Genomic DNA, 14,032 nt, shown 5'->3' on the forward strand with positions numbered 1-14,032 from the left:
ACGGCAACCCCGAGATGCTCGACTCCATGGTTGAGTTCGCCGGCATCGGCGGCCTGCTCGAAGACACCGTCAGCGCCGACGAGATCCAGACGTTCAAGCCAGCAGCAGAGCTGTACCGTCACGCAGCGGAGCGAACGGCGACCAACATCGAGGAGATCGCCCACGTCACCGCAGGCTATTTCGACGTGTACGGGGCGATGCACGCCGGGATGCAGGGTGTCTGGGTCAACCGCGACGACGGCCCGTGGGACGCCTTCGCCGGCCAGCCAGACCTCACTATCGGGTCGTTCCACGACCTTCACGACGAACTGACCTGAGGAGTCGAACCGGTATATTGTGGTTCCGGTTGGGCGGGTCTATCGAGGGAGGCAGAACGCCCTGTTCGGAATCACTGTCCGTACCCGGCGTAGAATTGCTAGAAAACCAATGGAGTCGATCGGAGCGGCACTCTCGGCCGAACAGCCTTCGAGTGAGAGCGAGGATAGCCGTTCGGTCAGGAGACGTGTTGGAGGTGGCTCGAGGAAACTGTCCCAATCAGAACAGTCGCTCAATCAGGTCCTCATCCGTGTCTCACCGCTCACAGTGGTGGGTGAAGCTATTCGCCGTCAAGCGCATGTATCCACTATCTCGGATCAACATAGCAAGCTACCAGTCCGACAATTCAGTATCACTACCCGCGCATAAGCTTCAACACTTCGTCGACGACATCGGTTTCGACGGCGAGAATATACTGCTCCTCAGCCTTCAGAACCGTATCAGCTCCCGCGAGTTCCGTTCGGTCCGCCGTCGAGATCAGCAGGCTGCCGGACGGAAGCGCAATTTCGTCGAGACGACGCCCCGCCACAGGAGCGGACGGGGCGACGGTTACCTTGATGATATCGAGGTCTGCGGTCGGATAGACGAGTGTCCGGATGTCTTCCCCGGTCAGGATATCTGCCGCGTGGTCCCCACCGAGATATTCGGGTAGCAGCGTTGCGTCGACGACTTCATCGTACTCATGATCCGCCTCCGTCTCCGCTCTCGCGATGGTCCGAATCGAGGGCGCGTACTGCTGGGCTTCCATGCAGATGGCGAGGTTCGTGCCCGGTTCGTCGGTGAGCGCTGCGATAGCGTCGGCCTCGGCCAGGTCGGCCTGTTGCAGAATCGACGGTCGCGTGGCGTCACCGTGGATGACCGGCCCGATATACGCATCTGACAGCGCCTCGACGCGCTCCTCGTCGGACTCGATCAGCAGTACGTCGTGACCCTGATCGACGAGGTTTTCGGCGGTCTGTTTCCCGACGCGGCCGCCGCCGGCGATGACGAATCGCTTTGTCTGGGCCATTAGCCTACTGTTGACAACGTGCCATCTTCAATGCCCCGACAGTTCCAACCGACTGAGAACACAGTCGGCCGTACTGGGGGCCAGTCAGCAGAAGCTTTTATCAAATCCCCTCACAGTTCTTACAATAGAAGAACTAACCCCGGTACTCAAATGGACCGAATAGAGTACATACAGCGTATGATGGACGGCGCGCCGATTACAAACAGGATGCATGAGTAAGAGCCAGACGCGGTCGCCCGAAGCTGAACTTGGGCTACTTGACGCGACGATGATCGGGATGGGTGCGATGATCGGGGCCGGTATTTTCGTGTTAACGGGGTTGGCTGCCGAAATCGCTGGACCAGCCGCGATCCTCGTTTTCGCACTGAACGGCGTCGTGACGGCATTCACGGGACTGTCCTACGCGGAGCTTGCCGCCTCGATTCCGAAGAGCGGCGGTGGCTACGCGTTCGTGCGGGAGATATTCGACGACTTCGCCTCGTTCATCATGGGCTGGATGCTCTGGTTCGCCTACATGATTGCGGGGGCACTGTATGCGCTGGGCTTTGCGCCGAACTTTCTCGAACTGTTGCACGTCTACGACGTGGTCCCGTCACCGGACGAGATCGGCGCCGTTGCGGTTCCGGTCATTGATGCAGGGCTCCCACCGGCCTTTTTGCTGGCGTTTATCGCGGTTCTGGGCCTCGTGGCGCTCAACGCCGTCTCGACGGCTGCCAGCGGTAGTGTCGAGACGATTTTCACAATCATCAAAGTCTCCATTCTGGTCGTGTTCGTCGCGTTCGGGCTCACTTCACCGATGTTTTCGGGGGCCGAATTTCAGCCGCTGTTTCCGGAAGGGAGTGGAGCGGCTGCCGTCTTGCCGGCGATGGGACTCACTTTCATCGCTTTCGAGGGATACGACCTCATCACCACTGTCACGGAGGAAGTACAGAACCCGCGGGAAAACATCCCCAAAGCGATTTTTATTAGCCTCGCTGTGACTGTCGTCGTCTATCTGGCCGTTGTGACAGTCGCCATCGGGACGCTCGGGGCCGAGGGACTCGCCGACGCTGGCGAAGCCGGCATCGCCACGGCAGCAACATCGTTCATGCCGACCGGCCTACCGATTATCCAGAACGGTGGGGCACTCATCGTCTTTGGCGCTGTGTTCTCGACGCTCACTGCCCTCAACGCCGTCGTTATCGCGTCGTCACGCGTCGCGTTCTCGATGGGGCGTGAAGGGCAGTTACTCCCCTCGATTGGCCAGATACACCACCGCTACGGGACGCCGTTCGTCGCCATCCTCACCAGTGCCATCGTGATGCTTGGCTCAGTCGCACTGCCGACACAGAGCGCCGGCAATATGTCGAGCCTGTTCTTCCTGCTCTCGTTTATTATCGTCAACGTCGCGGTCATCAGACTCCGCAGGGAACGACCGAACATGAACCGGCCGTACGAGATGCCGTTCTACCCGGCACCGCCGATAATCGGTATCGCACTCAATCTGATTCTGACGGGGGTGCTGATAGAGTTCCTGCTCCGGACGGATCCACTGGCACTGGGACTCAGCGTCGCATGGATCTTGCTCGGCGCAGTCGTGTATTTCGCCCTCAAACGGATAAGACAGCAATCAGACCGTGAACAAGCGACTGCCGTCAGCGAAATAAAACCCGAGGCTGAAGACTAACTCATGACCCGAACACTCGATATTATCATCGCAGGCGGTGGACGCGTCGGTTTCCAGACAGCCGAGATACTCGCCGACCGCGGTCACGATGTGACGATTATCGAACGCGACGAGCGGATGGTTTCGGATATCGCCGATCAGTGGGTAGCAACGGTTATCCAGGGTGACGCGACGAATCCGGACATCATCGAACAGGCAGGCATCGAGCGAGCGGACGCAATTGCCGCGCTCACAGGTGAAACCGGACTGAACCTTGCGGTCTGTTTAGCTGCTGCGGAGCTGACGCCCAACATCCGAACGATTGCACGCATCGACCGCACAGCCGGTGAGGCGTACACCCGATTTGTCGACGCGGTGGTCTTTCCCGAACGGGCCGGTGCGAGGGTGGCAGCAAACGAAATCCTGGGGAGCGATGTCCAGACGCTTGCCGACGTGACTGGCACCCTCGATATCATGCTCGTCCGCGTTACTGACGGCGCTCCGGCCGCCGGAAAAGCACTCACAGACGTCCGCTTTCCCGAAGGCACCGTCGTTGTGTCCGACGATAACGGTGAGCGGATCGCCCGTGCCGACACGACCCTGACACCGGGGAGCCGCTACGTTATCGCCGTTGAACCTGATGTCGTCGATGAGGTACTGAACTTGATGCGCGGCTAGTGACCCGCAGTCAGCCTTCCCTCATCGCTGCGCGCTCCGTGTGATACGCTCTTTTCCACGGACAGCCGCGGGCAGTCGGGATGCGACGCAGGAGTGCGTGAAAATTTGTCGCTGCAGTACGACCAGCCGCGGCACTTAGACGCGCCGGGATAGCGAGGTCCGTAGTTCGCCGGCAAGCTCCCGGTGCCCGTCTTCGGCGAGGCTGTCGGTGACGACCTTCAGCGCAGCCGCGGAGCCGCCGACGTAGAGACTCCCGCCGTCTTTCTCGACCACCACTACATCAGTCACTTCGGCGACGGCCCGGAGGCTTGCCCGGGCGTCGTCGGTCACATCCCCGAGCAGGAACGTGAGTGTCGCGCCGTCGTCGGTCCCGCCGGCGACCGTCTCGCCGAGCGCCTGATGACGCGCCACTTCCCGCAGCGTCACGTCGGTCAGTTCCGCCACGGTGGGACCGGAGTCGGTCTCCGGTCGTGTCGTCCGCTCGTCACCGAGCGCGTCGGCAACTTTGACCACGTCGTGGGTTTCACGAGTGTCGTGAGTTCGGATGATGTGTGCGCCGCGTTCCGCTTCCATCGTCGCCGCGGCCAGTGATACGGCGAGTTGGTTCTCCGTCTCGGGCTGGTCGGCCAGATCGCCAAGGAAGTCCTCGCGGTTGGTCGCGGTGAGCATCGGCCGGTCGAAGGCGCGGAACTCCCGGAGGCGGCGGAACATCTCCCAGTTGTCCTCGAACTCCTTGCCGTCGTACCAGCCGCCGAACGCCGGGTCGATAATGGTCTTATCCGTGAACCCGTCCCGCTGGAGCGCCTCGAAGATGTCGTCGATGGTTTTCAGCGCACCGGGACTGGCCAGGTCCGGCGGACTGGCCATCTTGACGACCGGCATATCGTGGTCTTCGACGACACCTTTCATCTCCGGGTCGGCGAAGCCACACACGTCGTTGATAAGGTCGAAACCGTGGCCGATCGCTTCCTCGGCCACCTCAGCATAGCGCGTTTCGAGCGACAGCGGCACGTCGGCGTCGAGTTCGTCGACGAGCGGCGCGACCTCTTCGAGCCGGTCTTTCTCCATCTCGACCGGTTTGGACTCGTATTTGGGGTTCGCTGACTGGAGGCCGACATCAATGATGTCCGCGCCGGCGGGGACGAGGTTCTCCTCGATAGCCTCGGCGGCTTCCGCGGGGTCCAGATACACGCTCGGCTTGTACCCGGAGTTCGAACTCATGTTCAGCACGCTCATGACGCGTGTCGGGTGACCATCGCCCACCGGGAGGCCGTCGATTTCGACCGTTCGCATACCGCTCTCTGAGGACTGTGGATACAAAGGTCTCGCGGCATCGGCGAAACGGCAACGCCACGCGACATATCACTGATACAGAATCACCGAGTTTTTATATTCATGCATGAATTGTACGGGATGGGTGGGGAGTTAATGATCAGATTCGATCTCGATTCGTTCGAGGCTGTAACACAGCAGCTGATGGCTGCGGAGTCCGAGCGAGAGATCTGTGAGATCGCAATGTCCGGAGTTTCGTCTGTGTTCGACGTGCCACTCGGAGCGCTGTGGCTGTATGATAGCGACGCTTCGGAACTGCAGTTGGCTGCGTCGACGGAGCGGGCGGACGAGGTGTTCGACCGGCCGGTGACGTACCGACCCGGCAACAGCCTCTCGTGGGAGGCGTTCGAGCAGGACGATGTCCGGACGTACTCCGAACTCGACGACGAGCGAAGCCAGTACAACGAAAACTCCCCCGTCAGTAGCGAGATCATTCTGCCGCTCGCCGAGTACGGGGTTATCAACATCGGGTCGCTGACCCCAGTTACATTCGACGATGAAACGGTTCGACTCGCGCGGATGTACGCAACGCACGTTCAGGCGGCACTGCAGAAAGCCGAGCGCGAGCACGACCTCCGCGTCCAGCGCGACCGGATGGAACAGCTCATTGGCGTCGTTTCACACGATCTCAGAAACCCGCTTCACGTTGTCGAGGGGCGACTCGAACTCGTTCGAGAGACCGGCGACCTGTCCCATCTCGACGATGCGGCGGAAGGCGTGGCTCGCATGGAATCGCTCATCGATGACCTGCTGACCCTCGCAAAGAAGGGGTATGCGGTCGAAGACCGAACAACGATTTCACTTGACACCATTGTCGAACGGACGTGGGAGATGGCCAGAACAGCCGACGCAACGCTGAAGATCGAAGGGTCCGCCCCGGTGTTCGGTGACCAGAACCGCCTCAAACAGGTGTTCGAGAACCTCTTTCGGAACGCGGCGGACCACGCTGGCGATGACGTGACCGTCTGGGTCGGTCCGCTTGTCGGCGACGGGGCAGCCGAGAGAGACAGTGCGAACGAGCGAGGCGAGGGCCGAGTGACAGGTTTCTACGTCGCTGACGACGGACCGGGTATTCCAGCCGACAAACTGAACGATGTTCTCTCGGTCGACGCCTTCTCAGGCAGTAACAACGGCCTCGGCCTGTCTATCGTTGCCCAGATCACCGACGCCCACGGCTGGGACATCTCGGTGTCTGAGAGCAGGGCCGGCGGCGCACGATTCGAAGTGACCGACGGGACGAAACCAGTCTCACCGTTTCACTCTTGGTAGCACGGAACTGGCGACTGACAGCGTCTGAACTGGGTGCCAGTGCTGTCCGTGGTGGGATTGACAGATTTATTTGGTCGCCCACTGTATGGTAAGTCAGTGCAGACCCCGGAACAGGACATCGAAGCCGTGCTCAAAGAGTCAGGCCCGGAGTACGAGGGGTTCCAGTTCGAGACCCCGGGTGGGGGCCACCAGAGCGATGTCTACATGGTAACGCTGCGCCACAACGGCGAGGCGTACGAGGTGGTCGTGAAGTTCAAGCCACAGGGCGATGTCCCGTTCGCCGTCGAACCCTGTCTCCACGACTTCGTCGCCGGCCGGACCGATGTCCCTGTTCCACGCATCCTTGTCTACGAGGACAACCCCGACGCCGATGTCCCGCCGTATTTCGTCACCGAGCGTATCCACGGCGAGAATCTGGCCGAGGAGTTCGCCGGGCTTTCGACTGCGGACCGACGGCGGGTGCTGGCCCAGTCCGGCCGGATACTCGGCGATATGCACTCCGAGATCGGGTTTGAGGCGTTCGGTCGGCTCACGCTTCATGACGACCGGATCATCGTGAGTGACTGGATGGGCAACTGGCAGGAGTACTTCGAGAGTCTCACCAGATCCCACCTGTCCCACCTCGATGGGACGCCCTTCGAGGACATGACAGACCGGGCGTGGGACTGTATTGAACCCGCCCTGAGTATGGTGCCCGAAGACGGCGTTCCGCGGCTGGTACACGACGATTTCAGGCCGGCAAATCTGATGTTCGAGCAGACGGAGGAATCGCCGATTACAGCTGTCCTCGACTGGCAGGACGTACTCGCGGCGCTACCGGAGTACAACCTCGCACAGACCGAGTTCCTCTTCATCGACTCGTCGTTTCAGGACCCGGAACGGCGCGAATCGCTCCGAACGGTGTTCCACGAGGGATATCAGGAGATGCGCCCGATGGAGTTCGACGAGGGGTACGAGCAGCGACGGCCCCTCTACCAGCTCTCGACGCTCCTGTGGCGGATGGCCGGCTTCGAGGCCGTCTTCGACGACAAGTCAGGCCTTGCCGCCGCTCGGGCCGAAGCCCAGTACCGCCAGCAGTTCGAGCGGCTCGTCGAGGAGATACAGACGAATTAGCCCGTTTCGGGCGGTTGGCCGCTGTCGACAAGCTCCCACACGGACTCCCAGTCGAGTGTTGTCTGTGCGCCGGATGACTGCGCTGCGAGTGCGCCACAGGCGTTGGCGACTGCGAGCGCACACTCCGGGTCAGTCTCCCGTGCGCTGGCGAGCAGATACCCGGCAGCGAACGCGTCGCCCGCGCCTGCAGTGTCCACAGACTCTATTGGATACCCAGCGTTCGTGACCGTTTGGTCGCCGATGTGGGCCGTTGCGCCGCAGTCCCCGTGCTTGACCACAACTGTCGGCACTGTCTCGAAGAGCCCGCTGTCTCTGGCGTGGTCGGCCTCCCGGTCGTTGCAAAACAGGATCTCCGCATGTGAGAGCACCGATGAGTAATCGCGGTATGGAAGCCGCCGGCCGGGGTCGAAGCTCACCGGAACATCCGCGGCCGCGGCGTCGCGTGCGAGCGTCGCAGCCGTCGTCGGATTTTGGCCGGTCAGGTGGAGGTGGTCGGCCTCGGCTAGGGTCTCGGCCGGGAGGTCCGACGCGTTGAACGCCTCGTTGGCCCCGTCGTTTCCAAGCACCGCGACATCGCCGTTCTCGTCCACGATGAGGTATTTCACGGCCGTCGCCTCGTCCGACTCGATCAGCAACGTCTCGACGCCGGTGGCTGCCAGTTCGCGTTGGGCCATGGTACCGTGGTCGTCCCGGCCGACGCTACCGAGGACTAGCGGGTCCGCATCAAGTCCGGCCAGTGCGACGGCCGCGTTCGATGCGCTCCCCCCGCTAGACTGTGACCGGTCAGTGATGCGCCCCTCGCCGTCGGGCTTTGGAAGGTGGTCGACGTGGAGCGTCACGTCCCAGTTGACGTGGCCGGCACAGATGACGCGCATATCCACGGCTGGGAGGGGCGCTATCATAGCAGTTTCCCACTGCGGTCTATGCAGCATATTTAACACTGACCGGAACGGACCGGCGCACATGGTAACGGTCCCCGATAGCGTCCTCCCAATGAGTTGTCGGACCAGCATACGATTACTACAGCCAGAGGTGACTGCGTGATGCGTCACGGTGTGGCTGTACTCGCTTGCTTGGTCATCGTCGGCTCGCTTCCGCTGTCAGTCGCCGGCGCGAGCGTCAACGCATCGATATCAACCGTTGACGTGTCGCCGTCATCGCCAGCGCCGGGCGAAACCGTCACGTTCGACACGACTGTCCGGAATCTTGAGAGCAGCGATGCCCCGCTCGAAATCAACGATATTGCAATCCGGAAGTCGGGCGGCAGAGGAATCACAGAGTACGAACGCGTCTCGGACCTTGGCTCAATTTCGCCGGGCAGCACACTGGAAGTACCCCTGACCGCCTCGTTTGATTCGGCTGGAAGCAAGGACCTCCGCGTCATCGTGTACGGCCGTGACCGCGGGACTGGCGACAACGTCGAACTCAAATATCCGGTCCAGTTGAACGTTCAGGAGCGGCACCCGCAGATGGATATCACGGTTGACGACTCTGTCGCCGGCGTTGAGTCGACCGGCGAGGTCACCGTCGCAAACGGGCTCGACACCCAGATAACGAACGTTGAGATTGTCGTCGAAGGCGATGGCGTCAAGATGACAAAGAGTCGGACAGTCCGGTCAAGCGTCGCAGAGAACGGCTCGATTACAGCCCCGTTCCGGTTCCGACCCGAATCTGCCGGCGAACACTCACTGACCGCAACGATTAGCTACACTGTTGACGGAGACACTACCCGTAGCACGACACGGACGACAGTCATCGATTCGGACCCGCTACGGAACAGTGTGGAACTCGATACGACTGCGGTCGGCAGCGGCACTGACCGCGCGTTGCGGGTCGCGGTCTCGAACGGGGCCAACGCTCCGCTCTCGGATGTCATGATTAGTGCAACGTCGGAGAACGCGTCGTTCCAGCGTGTCCTGCTTGAGAACATCTCAGCGAGTACGACCCGACAGGTGCGACTGAACGCCACGATGGACGAACCCCGTGCGGATGTCACTGTCACGGCCAACTACGAACTCGGGACTGAAACGGAGCAGATGACGACCGAAACGACGCTCCGATCCGTCCCGGGAACGATCGACCTCACCGGTCTGGACGTGATCCGACAGGGGGGACGCCTCCAGATTTCAGGGAGTGCAAGCAACGTCGGGTCGACGGATGCGGACAGCGTCCTCGTCAGCGTCGTCAACACTGAGAGCGTCACTCCGGCGACCCCGAACCGGGATTACTTCGTCGGCACGGTCCCGGCCAGTGACTTCGTCTCCTTCGACGTGTACGCCCAGACGACGGGGAATGTCACATCGGTACCGCTGGAGGTGACCTACCTCGTCGACGACACGCGGAAGCGACAGACGTTCGACGTGGATATCGACCGGATGGGCGCTTCAGCACAGCAAGCGGGCCAGGACGACGACAGCGGGGGCGGTGACCAGAACAGTATGCTGCCGGTGTTCATCGCCGGCGGCCTGGCACTACTCGTCGTCGTCGGTGTCCTCGTGCGCCGCTATCGCCGCGGTGACGACGATATCGAGGTATGACGGTTATCGACGCACAGGGACTGGTCAAGCGCTACCAGACCGGCGGCCAGACCCTCTACGCACTCGCGGGTATCGACTTCACCCTCGAAGCCGGCGAGTTCGTCTCGATTATGGGCCCCAGCGGCAGTGGCAAGACGACCCTGCTTAACATCCTTGGACTGCTAGATACGCCGACAGAGGGGACCGTCCTGCTTGAGGGGCAGGACGTGACCGGCCTCGGCGACAGCAAGCGGACCGCGCTCCGCAAGCAAACGATAGGGTTCGTGTTCCAGCACTTCTATCTCTTGCCGACGTTGACTGCCGTCGAGAACGTCGAAGTACCACTGCTGTTGGACAGTGACCCGAAAGTCAAAAAACGGGCCAGAACGCTCTTAGAGCGGCTTGGGCTCGGTGACCGACTGGGCCACAAGCCCGACGAACTCTCCGGCGGCCAGAAGCAACGCGTCGCCATCGCCCGCTCGCTCATCAACAGCCCGAAGGTCGTTCTCGCCGACGAACCGACGGGTAACCTCGACAGCGAAACCGGGCGCCAGATACTCGACGAGTTCCAACGCATCGCCGACGAGGACGACGTGGCAATCGTCGCAGTCACCCACGACGACCTGGTCAACGAATACGTCGACCGGACCGTCCATCTGGTCGACGGCACCATCGGGAGGGAACGAAAAAATGGCGGGTAGGTTCTTCCCGGCCGCGCTGATGGCGCGGCGCAACCTCACGCGAACGAAGATGCGGTCGTTGCTGGCGTCGCTGGGTATCGTCATCGGCGTCGTTGCCATCGCTTCGCTGGGGATGTTCGGCGTCGCGCTCCAGTACTCGTTTACCCAGAACCTCGGCAACGTCGGAAACCAGCTCACGGTGTATCCGAACTCCGGCGAAAACATCACTGAACTCACCGAACGAGATATACGCTCGATCCGCCGGGAGGCGAGCCCAACAGCAACTGTCTCACCGGTGAAGACCCGCGTGGAGCCGGTGTCGTACAACCGTGAGGACGCAGTCAGGGAAACAATATACGGCGTTGAGAACCCGGCGGAGTTGTACGAGGCCAAGGAGGGGCGGGTATCGCCGTTCCGGTCCGGTGCGCTTGTCGGGTCGAACGTCGCGGAGGAGCACGACCTGCATCCCGGGAGCCAGATCACTGTCAACGGGACCAGTGTCCGTATCCGGGCCGTGCTCGAAGAAGGTGACCCGTTCTCCTCGACGAACCCCGACAACCGAATCATCATGCCGGCGACGTCGTTCAGCCAGCGTGGCTACTCGGAAGTGTACGTTATCGAGTCGACCGGGACACGGGCCAACGAGACGGCAATGGGGATCCGCGACGCGCTCAACGACCGTGAGGAGCGGGTCTTCGTGCAGGAACTGGGCTCGCTCGTCGACACCATCGAAGAGCAGTTCCAGATCATCAACACCGTCCTCGCCGGCATCGCATCGATTTCGCTGCTCGTGGCCGGCATCTCGATTCTCAACGTCATGCTGATGTCCACTGTCGAACGCCGGGAGGAAATCGGCGTCCTCAGAGCTGTCGGCTATCAGAAGCGGGATGTCCTCAAAGTGATGCTGATGGAAGCGACGCTGCTTGGGTTCCTCGGTGGCGTCGCTGGTGTCATTCTGAGCCTCGGTGCCGGGCTGGCGATAAACCACTACGCCGTCGGTGACGCGATGGCCGTCTTCAGGCTACCGAACGCCTGGTACGTCGGTGCGGCGTTCTCCTTCGGGGTGCTGACGAGTATCGTCAGCGGGCTGTATCCGGCCTGGAAAGCAGCGAGCGAAGAACCAGTCGACGCGCTACGCGGTTAAATCGTCGCGTCGACGCCCGGTTCCAGCAGCGGGTCGGTCCGGTCGACCGACAGGGAGTCGAACTGCGCGAGCCAATCTTCGTCGCCGCGCTCGAAAGCCTCTAGCGCGTCGCCGACAGTGTAGGTCCGTTTCTCGTCCGAGCACGGGAATACGCCCTCTAGGTGGTCACCGTCGTAAATCGCCAGCGAGACGACCGGGAACACAACCACGTCGTCGACGCGGTCCATCCCGACGTAGCTTCGGTTCCGCCGCTCGAACGCCGGTTCGAGCGAGTGGCCGTTCTGGCCCGCCCAGTCTGTAAACTCCTCGTAGGTCCGGATGGCTTCCGACCGCTTGTCCTCCGCCATCGTCCTGATCCGCTGCCACTCACCGGCGACCATCGACTCGCTGAACACGCCGTTGGCCTCCAGTCGCTTCACCCGATTGAGCACCTGCTGTTGTGCGTCGAACGTGCCGTACGTATCTCCACGAAGATACAGTTCTGCCCGAAGATGTGTGTCCCCTGTCATAGCTTTCTCATCGCTAGCTTCTCCAGAGACCCTCAAAACTCTTTCCCAGACTTATGTGCTAACACACAGCACGAACTATATTCGAGAATCAATGGTTTGAGGCGCTCTATATCCATAATATGGGGTATTCACCTGACTATGGAATACCCTTATACTATTAGTACATCAACAATTATATTCCTCTTGGGTCGATGTTAGTTTCGATGTCTGTCGAACAAACGTACGGTGTGTCTCTTCCAGTTTAGACGGCAAATTCACAAATTTATAAGAAAGTAAATAGTTGTCTTCCGGGTGCCTTGGTGTTCAAGCATTCCCGTGACGGACAGTTCGAGATCGCGCTGGTCGGAGTTCCACAGTTCTTGGTCGACCCCGCACCCGATATGGTCGCCAGATGTGTCTGCTACATTTGCCGGTTCAGGGGCCGCCGCGTGCGAGAATGTTCGATAGCTGCCGAAATCAAAGCCCACCTTCGTCGAAATACAGTCAACCGTGCACCGTGAGCAGACTCCTGTCGGTCGCTCAGCCCGCGCTGCTCGCGGGTCGCTCCATGCACGGCTTCACCGATTCAAGTTCGAAGCGCAGCGTGTCCCGCACCCTTCGCTTGGTATTCGAGAGCCCGCACCACGTTCGGACTCTCGCTACTCGTTCGCTACAAAACAGTTGACAGCTCGCGGTCGAGACTGCTTACCGATTCAATCGTCCGCTACACAGACGCTTGACAGTTTGCAGCCAAGACTGCTCACCGATTCAATCGTCTGCGTGCGCTTCCGCACCACTCGCAACAACGTCAATCTCGCCGGCATCCAGCTCCTCTTCGATTTCCCGGGCGGCCTGCACCATGTTCTCCATCTTCCCGCGGGCGACCTCACGGGGCAGGAGCTTCACGCCACAGTCCGGCGAAACGGTGAGTCGCTCCGGGGGCACGACTTCCAGCCCCTTCTTGATGTTCTCCTTGATTTCCGCAACGGACTCGACCTCTGCGGTGTGGGCGTCCAGCACGCCCATGGCGAAGTCCTTCGTGAACTCGTGCTCTTTGAACACGTCGAGCTGGTCGTAGTCGCCGTTTGCGAGTTCCAGATCGTACTCGTGGACCGGGTAATCCAGAATTTCGGGGTAGATGCGCGAGTAGTCGCCGTAACAGACGTGCAGGCCGAGACGCACGTCGTCAGGGATCTCGTCGACAATGCGTTCCAGACACTCGCCGACGATGGCGTGGTCGTCCGGCGTCGTGGCCAGTGCCGGCTCGTCGATCTGGATGTATCGAGCGCCAGCCTCGACCAGCGCCTCGATCTCCTCGTTGACGAGGTCGGCCAGTTCGTAGGCCAACTGCTCCTCGCTGTCGTACACTTCGTTGAACGACCAGTTCGCAAGGGTGTACGGTCCCGTAATCGGAACCTTGACGGGCCGTTCGGCGACCTCGTCGGTGAACTCGAATTCCTCGACGAGCCACTGCTCGCCGTACTTGACCTCGTCGGCGACGCTTGGCTTGTCGAAGTAGTTGTGGCCCCACACCTTCACGCGGCCGTTGAACTCGTAACCGTCGATGCGGTGGGCGAAGTACTCTACCATCTCGTTGCGGCGCATCTCGCCGTCACAGATGACGTCGAGACCCGCGCGTTCGTGCTCGTGGGTGATGAGCCGCGAGGCGTCGTCTTTCGATTCCTCCCACTCGTCCTCGCCGAAGTCGGCGTCCTCATCCTCGAACAGCTCGCGGGCACGGTCGTGCCACTTGGGCTTGGGGTAGGAGCCGACGACGGTCGTCAGCAGGAAGTGGTCGTTCGGGTGATCCGCCGGTTTGAACTGGTCTCGTGGTCCTGTCATC

At 61.1% G+C, this 14,032-nt stretch carries 12 protein-coding genes and 1 pseudogene; 8 read left to right on the plus strand and 5 right to left on the minus strand.

The genetic code is table 11. From position 1 onward, the window contains the following. A pseudogene (locus G9463_RS14080) lies at positions 1–317 on the plus strand (HAD hydrolase-like protein); the annotation flags it as partial. Positions 318–670: 353 nt separating this feature from the next. Here the strand turns inward: G9463_RS14080 and G9463_RS14085 are convergent. After that, positions 671–1,324, minus strand: a complete 654-nt coding sequence (locus tag G9463_RS14085; protein WP_007188348.1) for a TrkA family potassium uptake protein — start codon at positions 1,322–1,324, stop codon at positions 671–673. A gap of 211 nt (positions 1,325–1,535) precedes the next feature. Between G9463_RS14085 and G9463_RS14090 the strand changes: the two genes are divergently transcribed. Both G9463_RS14090 and G9463_RS14095 read left to right on the plus strand, forming a co-directional pair. Then, positions 1,536–2,990: an APC family permease gene (locus tag G9463_RS14090; protein ID WP_165897054.1), complete on the plus strand. Its 1,455-nt coding sequence runs from the start codon at positions 1,536–1,538 to the stop codon at positions 2,988–2,990. Positions 2,991–2,993: 3 nt separating this feature from the next. Further along, positions 2,994–3,647 carry a TrkA family potassium uptake protein gene (locus G9463_RS14095; RefSeq protein WP_004962845.1) on the plus strand — a complete coding sequence of 218 codons (654 nt, stop codon included), beginning with the start codon at positions 2,994–2,996 and terminating at the stop codon, positions 3,645–3,647. A 135-nt stretch (positions 3,648–3,782) separates the two neighbouring features. Here the strand turns inward: G9463_RS14095 and G9463_RS14100 are convergent, their stop codons facing one another. Next, positions 3,783–4,940, minus strand: a complete 1,158-nt coding sequence (locus G9463_RS14100) for a dihydropteroate synthase (protein WP_007188350.1) — start codon at positions 4,938–4,940, stop codon at positions 3,783–3,785. Between the two features lie 135 nt (positions 4,941–5,075). Between G9463_RS14100 and G9463_RS14105 the strand changes: the two genes are divergently transcribed. Continuing rightward, positions 5,076–6,248: a HAMP domain-containing sensor histidine kinase gene (locus G9463_RS14105; protein WP_174789830.1), complete on the plus strand. Its 1,173-nt coding sequence runs from the start codon at positions 5,076–5,078 to the stop codon at positions 6,246–6,248. Between the two features lie 96 nt (positions 6,249–6,344). Beyond that, positions 6,345–7,361, plus strand: a complete 1,017-nt coding sequence (locus G9463_RS14110) for a phosphotransferase family protein (protein ID WP_004962837.1) — start codon at positions 6,345–6,347, stop codon at positions 7,359–7,361. Here G9463_RS14110 and G9463_RS14115 read toward each other — a convergent pair. Continuing rightward, positions 7,358–8,236 carry a carbohydrate kinase family protein gene (locus G9463_RS14115; protein WP_165897055.1) on the minus strand — a complete coding sequence of 293 codons (879 nt, stop codon included), beginning with the start codon at positions 8,234–8,236 and terminating at the stop codon, positions 7,358–7,360. The two genes, G9463_RS14110 and G9463_RS14115, sit on opposite strands and share 4 nt — an antisense overlap. 168 nt (positions 8,237–8,404) lie before the next feature. On the opposite strand from G9463_RS14115, the gene G9463_RS14120 reads away from it, so the two are divergent. Genes G9463_RS14120 through G9463_RS14130 form a run of 3 tightly spaced genes read left to right on the plus strand, consistent with a single transcriptional unit; the run spans position 8,405 to position 11,701 of the window. Continuing rightward, the gene (locus tag G9463_RS14120) at positions 8,405–9,898 is read left to right on the plus strand and encodes a hypothetical protein (protein ID WP_165897056.1); all 1,494 of its coding nucleotides are present in this window, start codon (positions 8,405–8,407) and stop codon (positions 9,896–9,898) included. Beyond that, positions 9,895–10,578 (plus strand): ABC transporter ATP-binding protein, encoded by a 684-nt coding sequence (locus tag G9463_RS14125; RefSeq protein WP_165897057.1) that lies wholly within the window; start codon positions 9,895–9,897, stop codon positions 10,576–10,578. Before G9463_RS14120 ends, G9463_RS14125 begins: the two co-directional genes overlap by 4 nt. Continuing rightward, a complete protein-coding gene (locus tag G9463_RS14130) occupies positions 10,568–11,701 on the plus strand; it encodes an ABC transporter permease (protein ID WP_004962826.1) in 1,134 nt (377 codons plus the stop codon). The genes G9463_RS14125 and G9463_RS14130 overlap by 11 nt, the downstream gene beginning before the upstream one ends. On the opposite strand, the gene G9463_RS14135 is transcribed toward G9463_RS14130, so the two are convergent. Next, a complete protein-coding gene (locus tag G9463_RS14135; RefSeq protein WP_165897058.1) occupies positions 11,698–12,210 on the minus strand; it encodes an HTH domain-containing protein in 513 nt (170 codons plus the stop codon). The genes G9463_RS14130 and G9463_RS14135 overlap by 4 nt on opposite strands. A 747-nt stretch (positions 12,211–12,957) precedes the next feature. After that, positions 12,958–14,031, minus strand: a complete 1,074-nt coding sequence (locus G9463_RS14140; RefSeq protein ID WP_165897059.1) for a methionine synthase — start codon at positions 14,029–14,031, stop codon at positions 12,958–12,960. Position 14,032 lies beyond the last annotated feature (1 nt).

The sequence above is a fragment of the Haloarcula sp. JP-Z28 genome, assembly GCF_011440255.1.
GTDB lineage: Archaea > Halobacteriota > Halobacteria > Halobacteriales > Haloarculaceae > Haloarcula > Haloarcula marismortui.

Coding starts and splice junctions, on each gene's coding strand:
- G9463_RS14140 (WP_165897059.1), bottom strand. CDS start 14,031: ATGACAGGACCACGAGACCAGTTCAAACCGGCGGATCACCCGAACGAC.
- G9463_RS14135 (WP_165897058.1), bottom strand. CDS start 12,210: ATGACAGGGGACACACATCTTCGGGCAGAACTGTATCTTCGTGGAGAT.
- G9463_RS14130 (WP_004962826.1), top strand. CDS start 10,568: ATGGCGGGTAGGTTCTTCCCGGCCGCGCTGATGGCGCGGCGCAACCTC.
- G9463_RS14085 (WP_007188348.1), bottom strand. CDS start 1,324: ATGGCCCAGACAAAGCGATTCGTCATCGCCGGCGGCGGCCGCGTCGGG.
- G9463_RS14125 (WP_165897057.1), top strand. CDS start 9,895: ATGACGGTTATCGACGCACAGGGACTGGTCAAGCGCTACCAGACCGGC.
- G9463_RS14100 (WP_007188350.1), bottom strand. CDS start 4,940: ATGCGAACGGTCGAAATCGACGGCCTCCCGGTGGGCGATGGTCACCCG.
- G9463_RS14095 (WP_004962845.1), top strand. CDS start 2,994: ATGACCCGAACACTCGATATTATCATCGCAGGCGGTGGACGCGTCGGT.
- G9463_RS14090 (WP_165897054.1), top strand. CDS start 1,536: ATGAGTAAGAGCCAGACGCGGTCGCCCGAAGCTGAACTTGGGCTACTT.
- G9463_RS14105 (WP_174789830.1), top strand. CDS start 5,076: ATGATCAGATTCGATCTCGATTCGTTCGAGGCTGTAACACAGCAGCTG.
- G9463_RS14120 (WP_165897056.1), top strand. CDS start 8,405: ATGCGTCACGGTGTGGCTGTACTCGCTTGCTTGGTCATCGTCGGCTCG.
- G9463_RS14115 (WP_165897055.1), bottom strand. CDS start 8,236: ATGCGCGTCATCTGTGCCGGCCACGTCAACTGGGACGTGACGCTCCAC.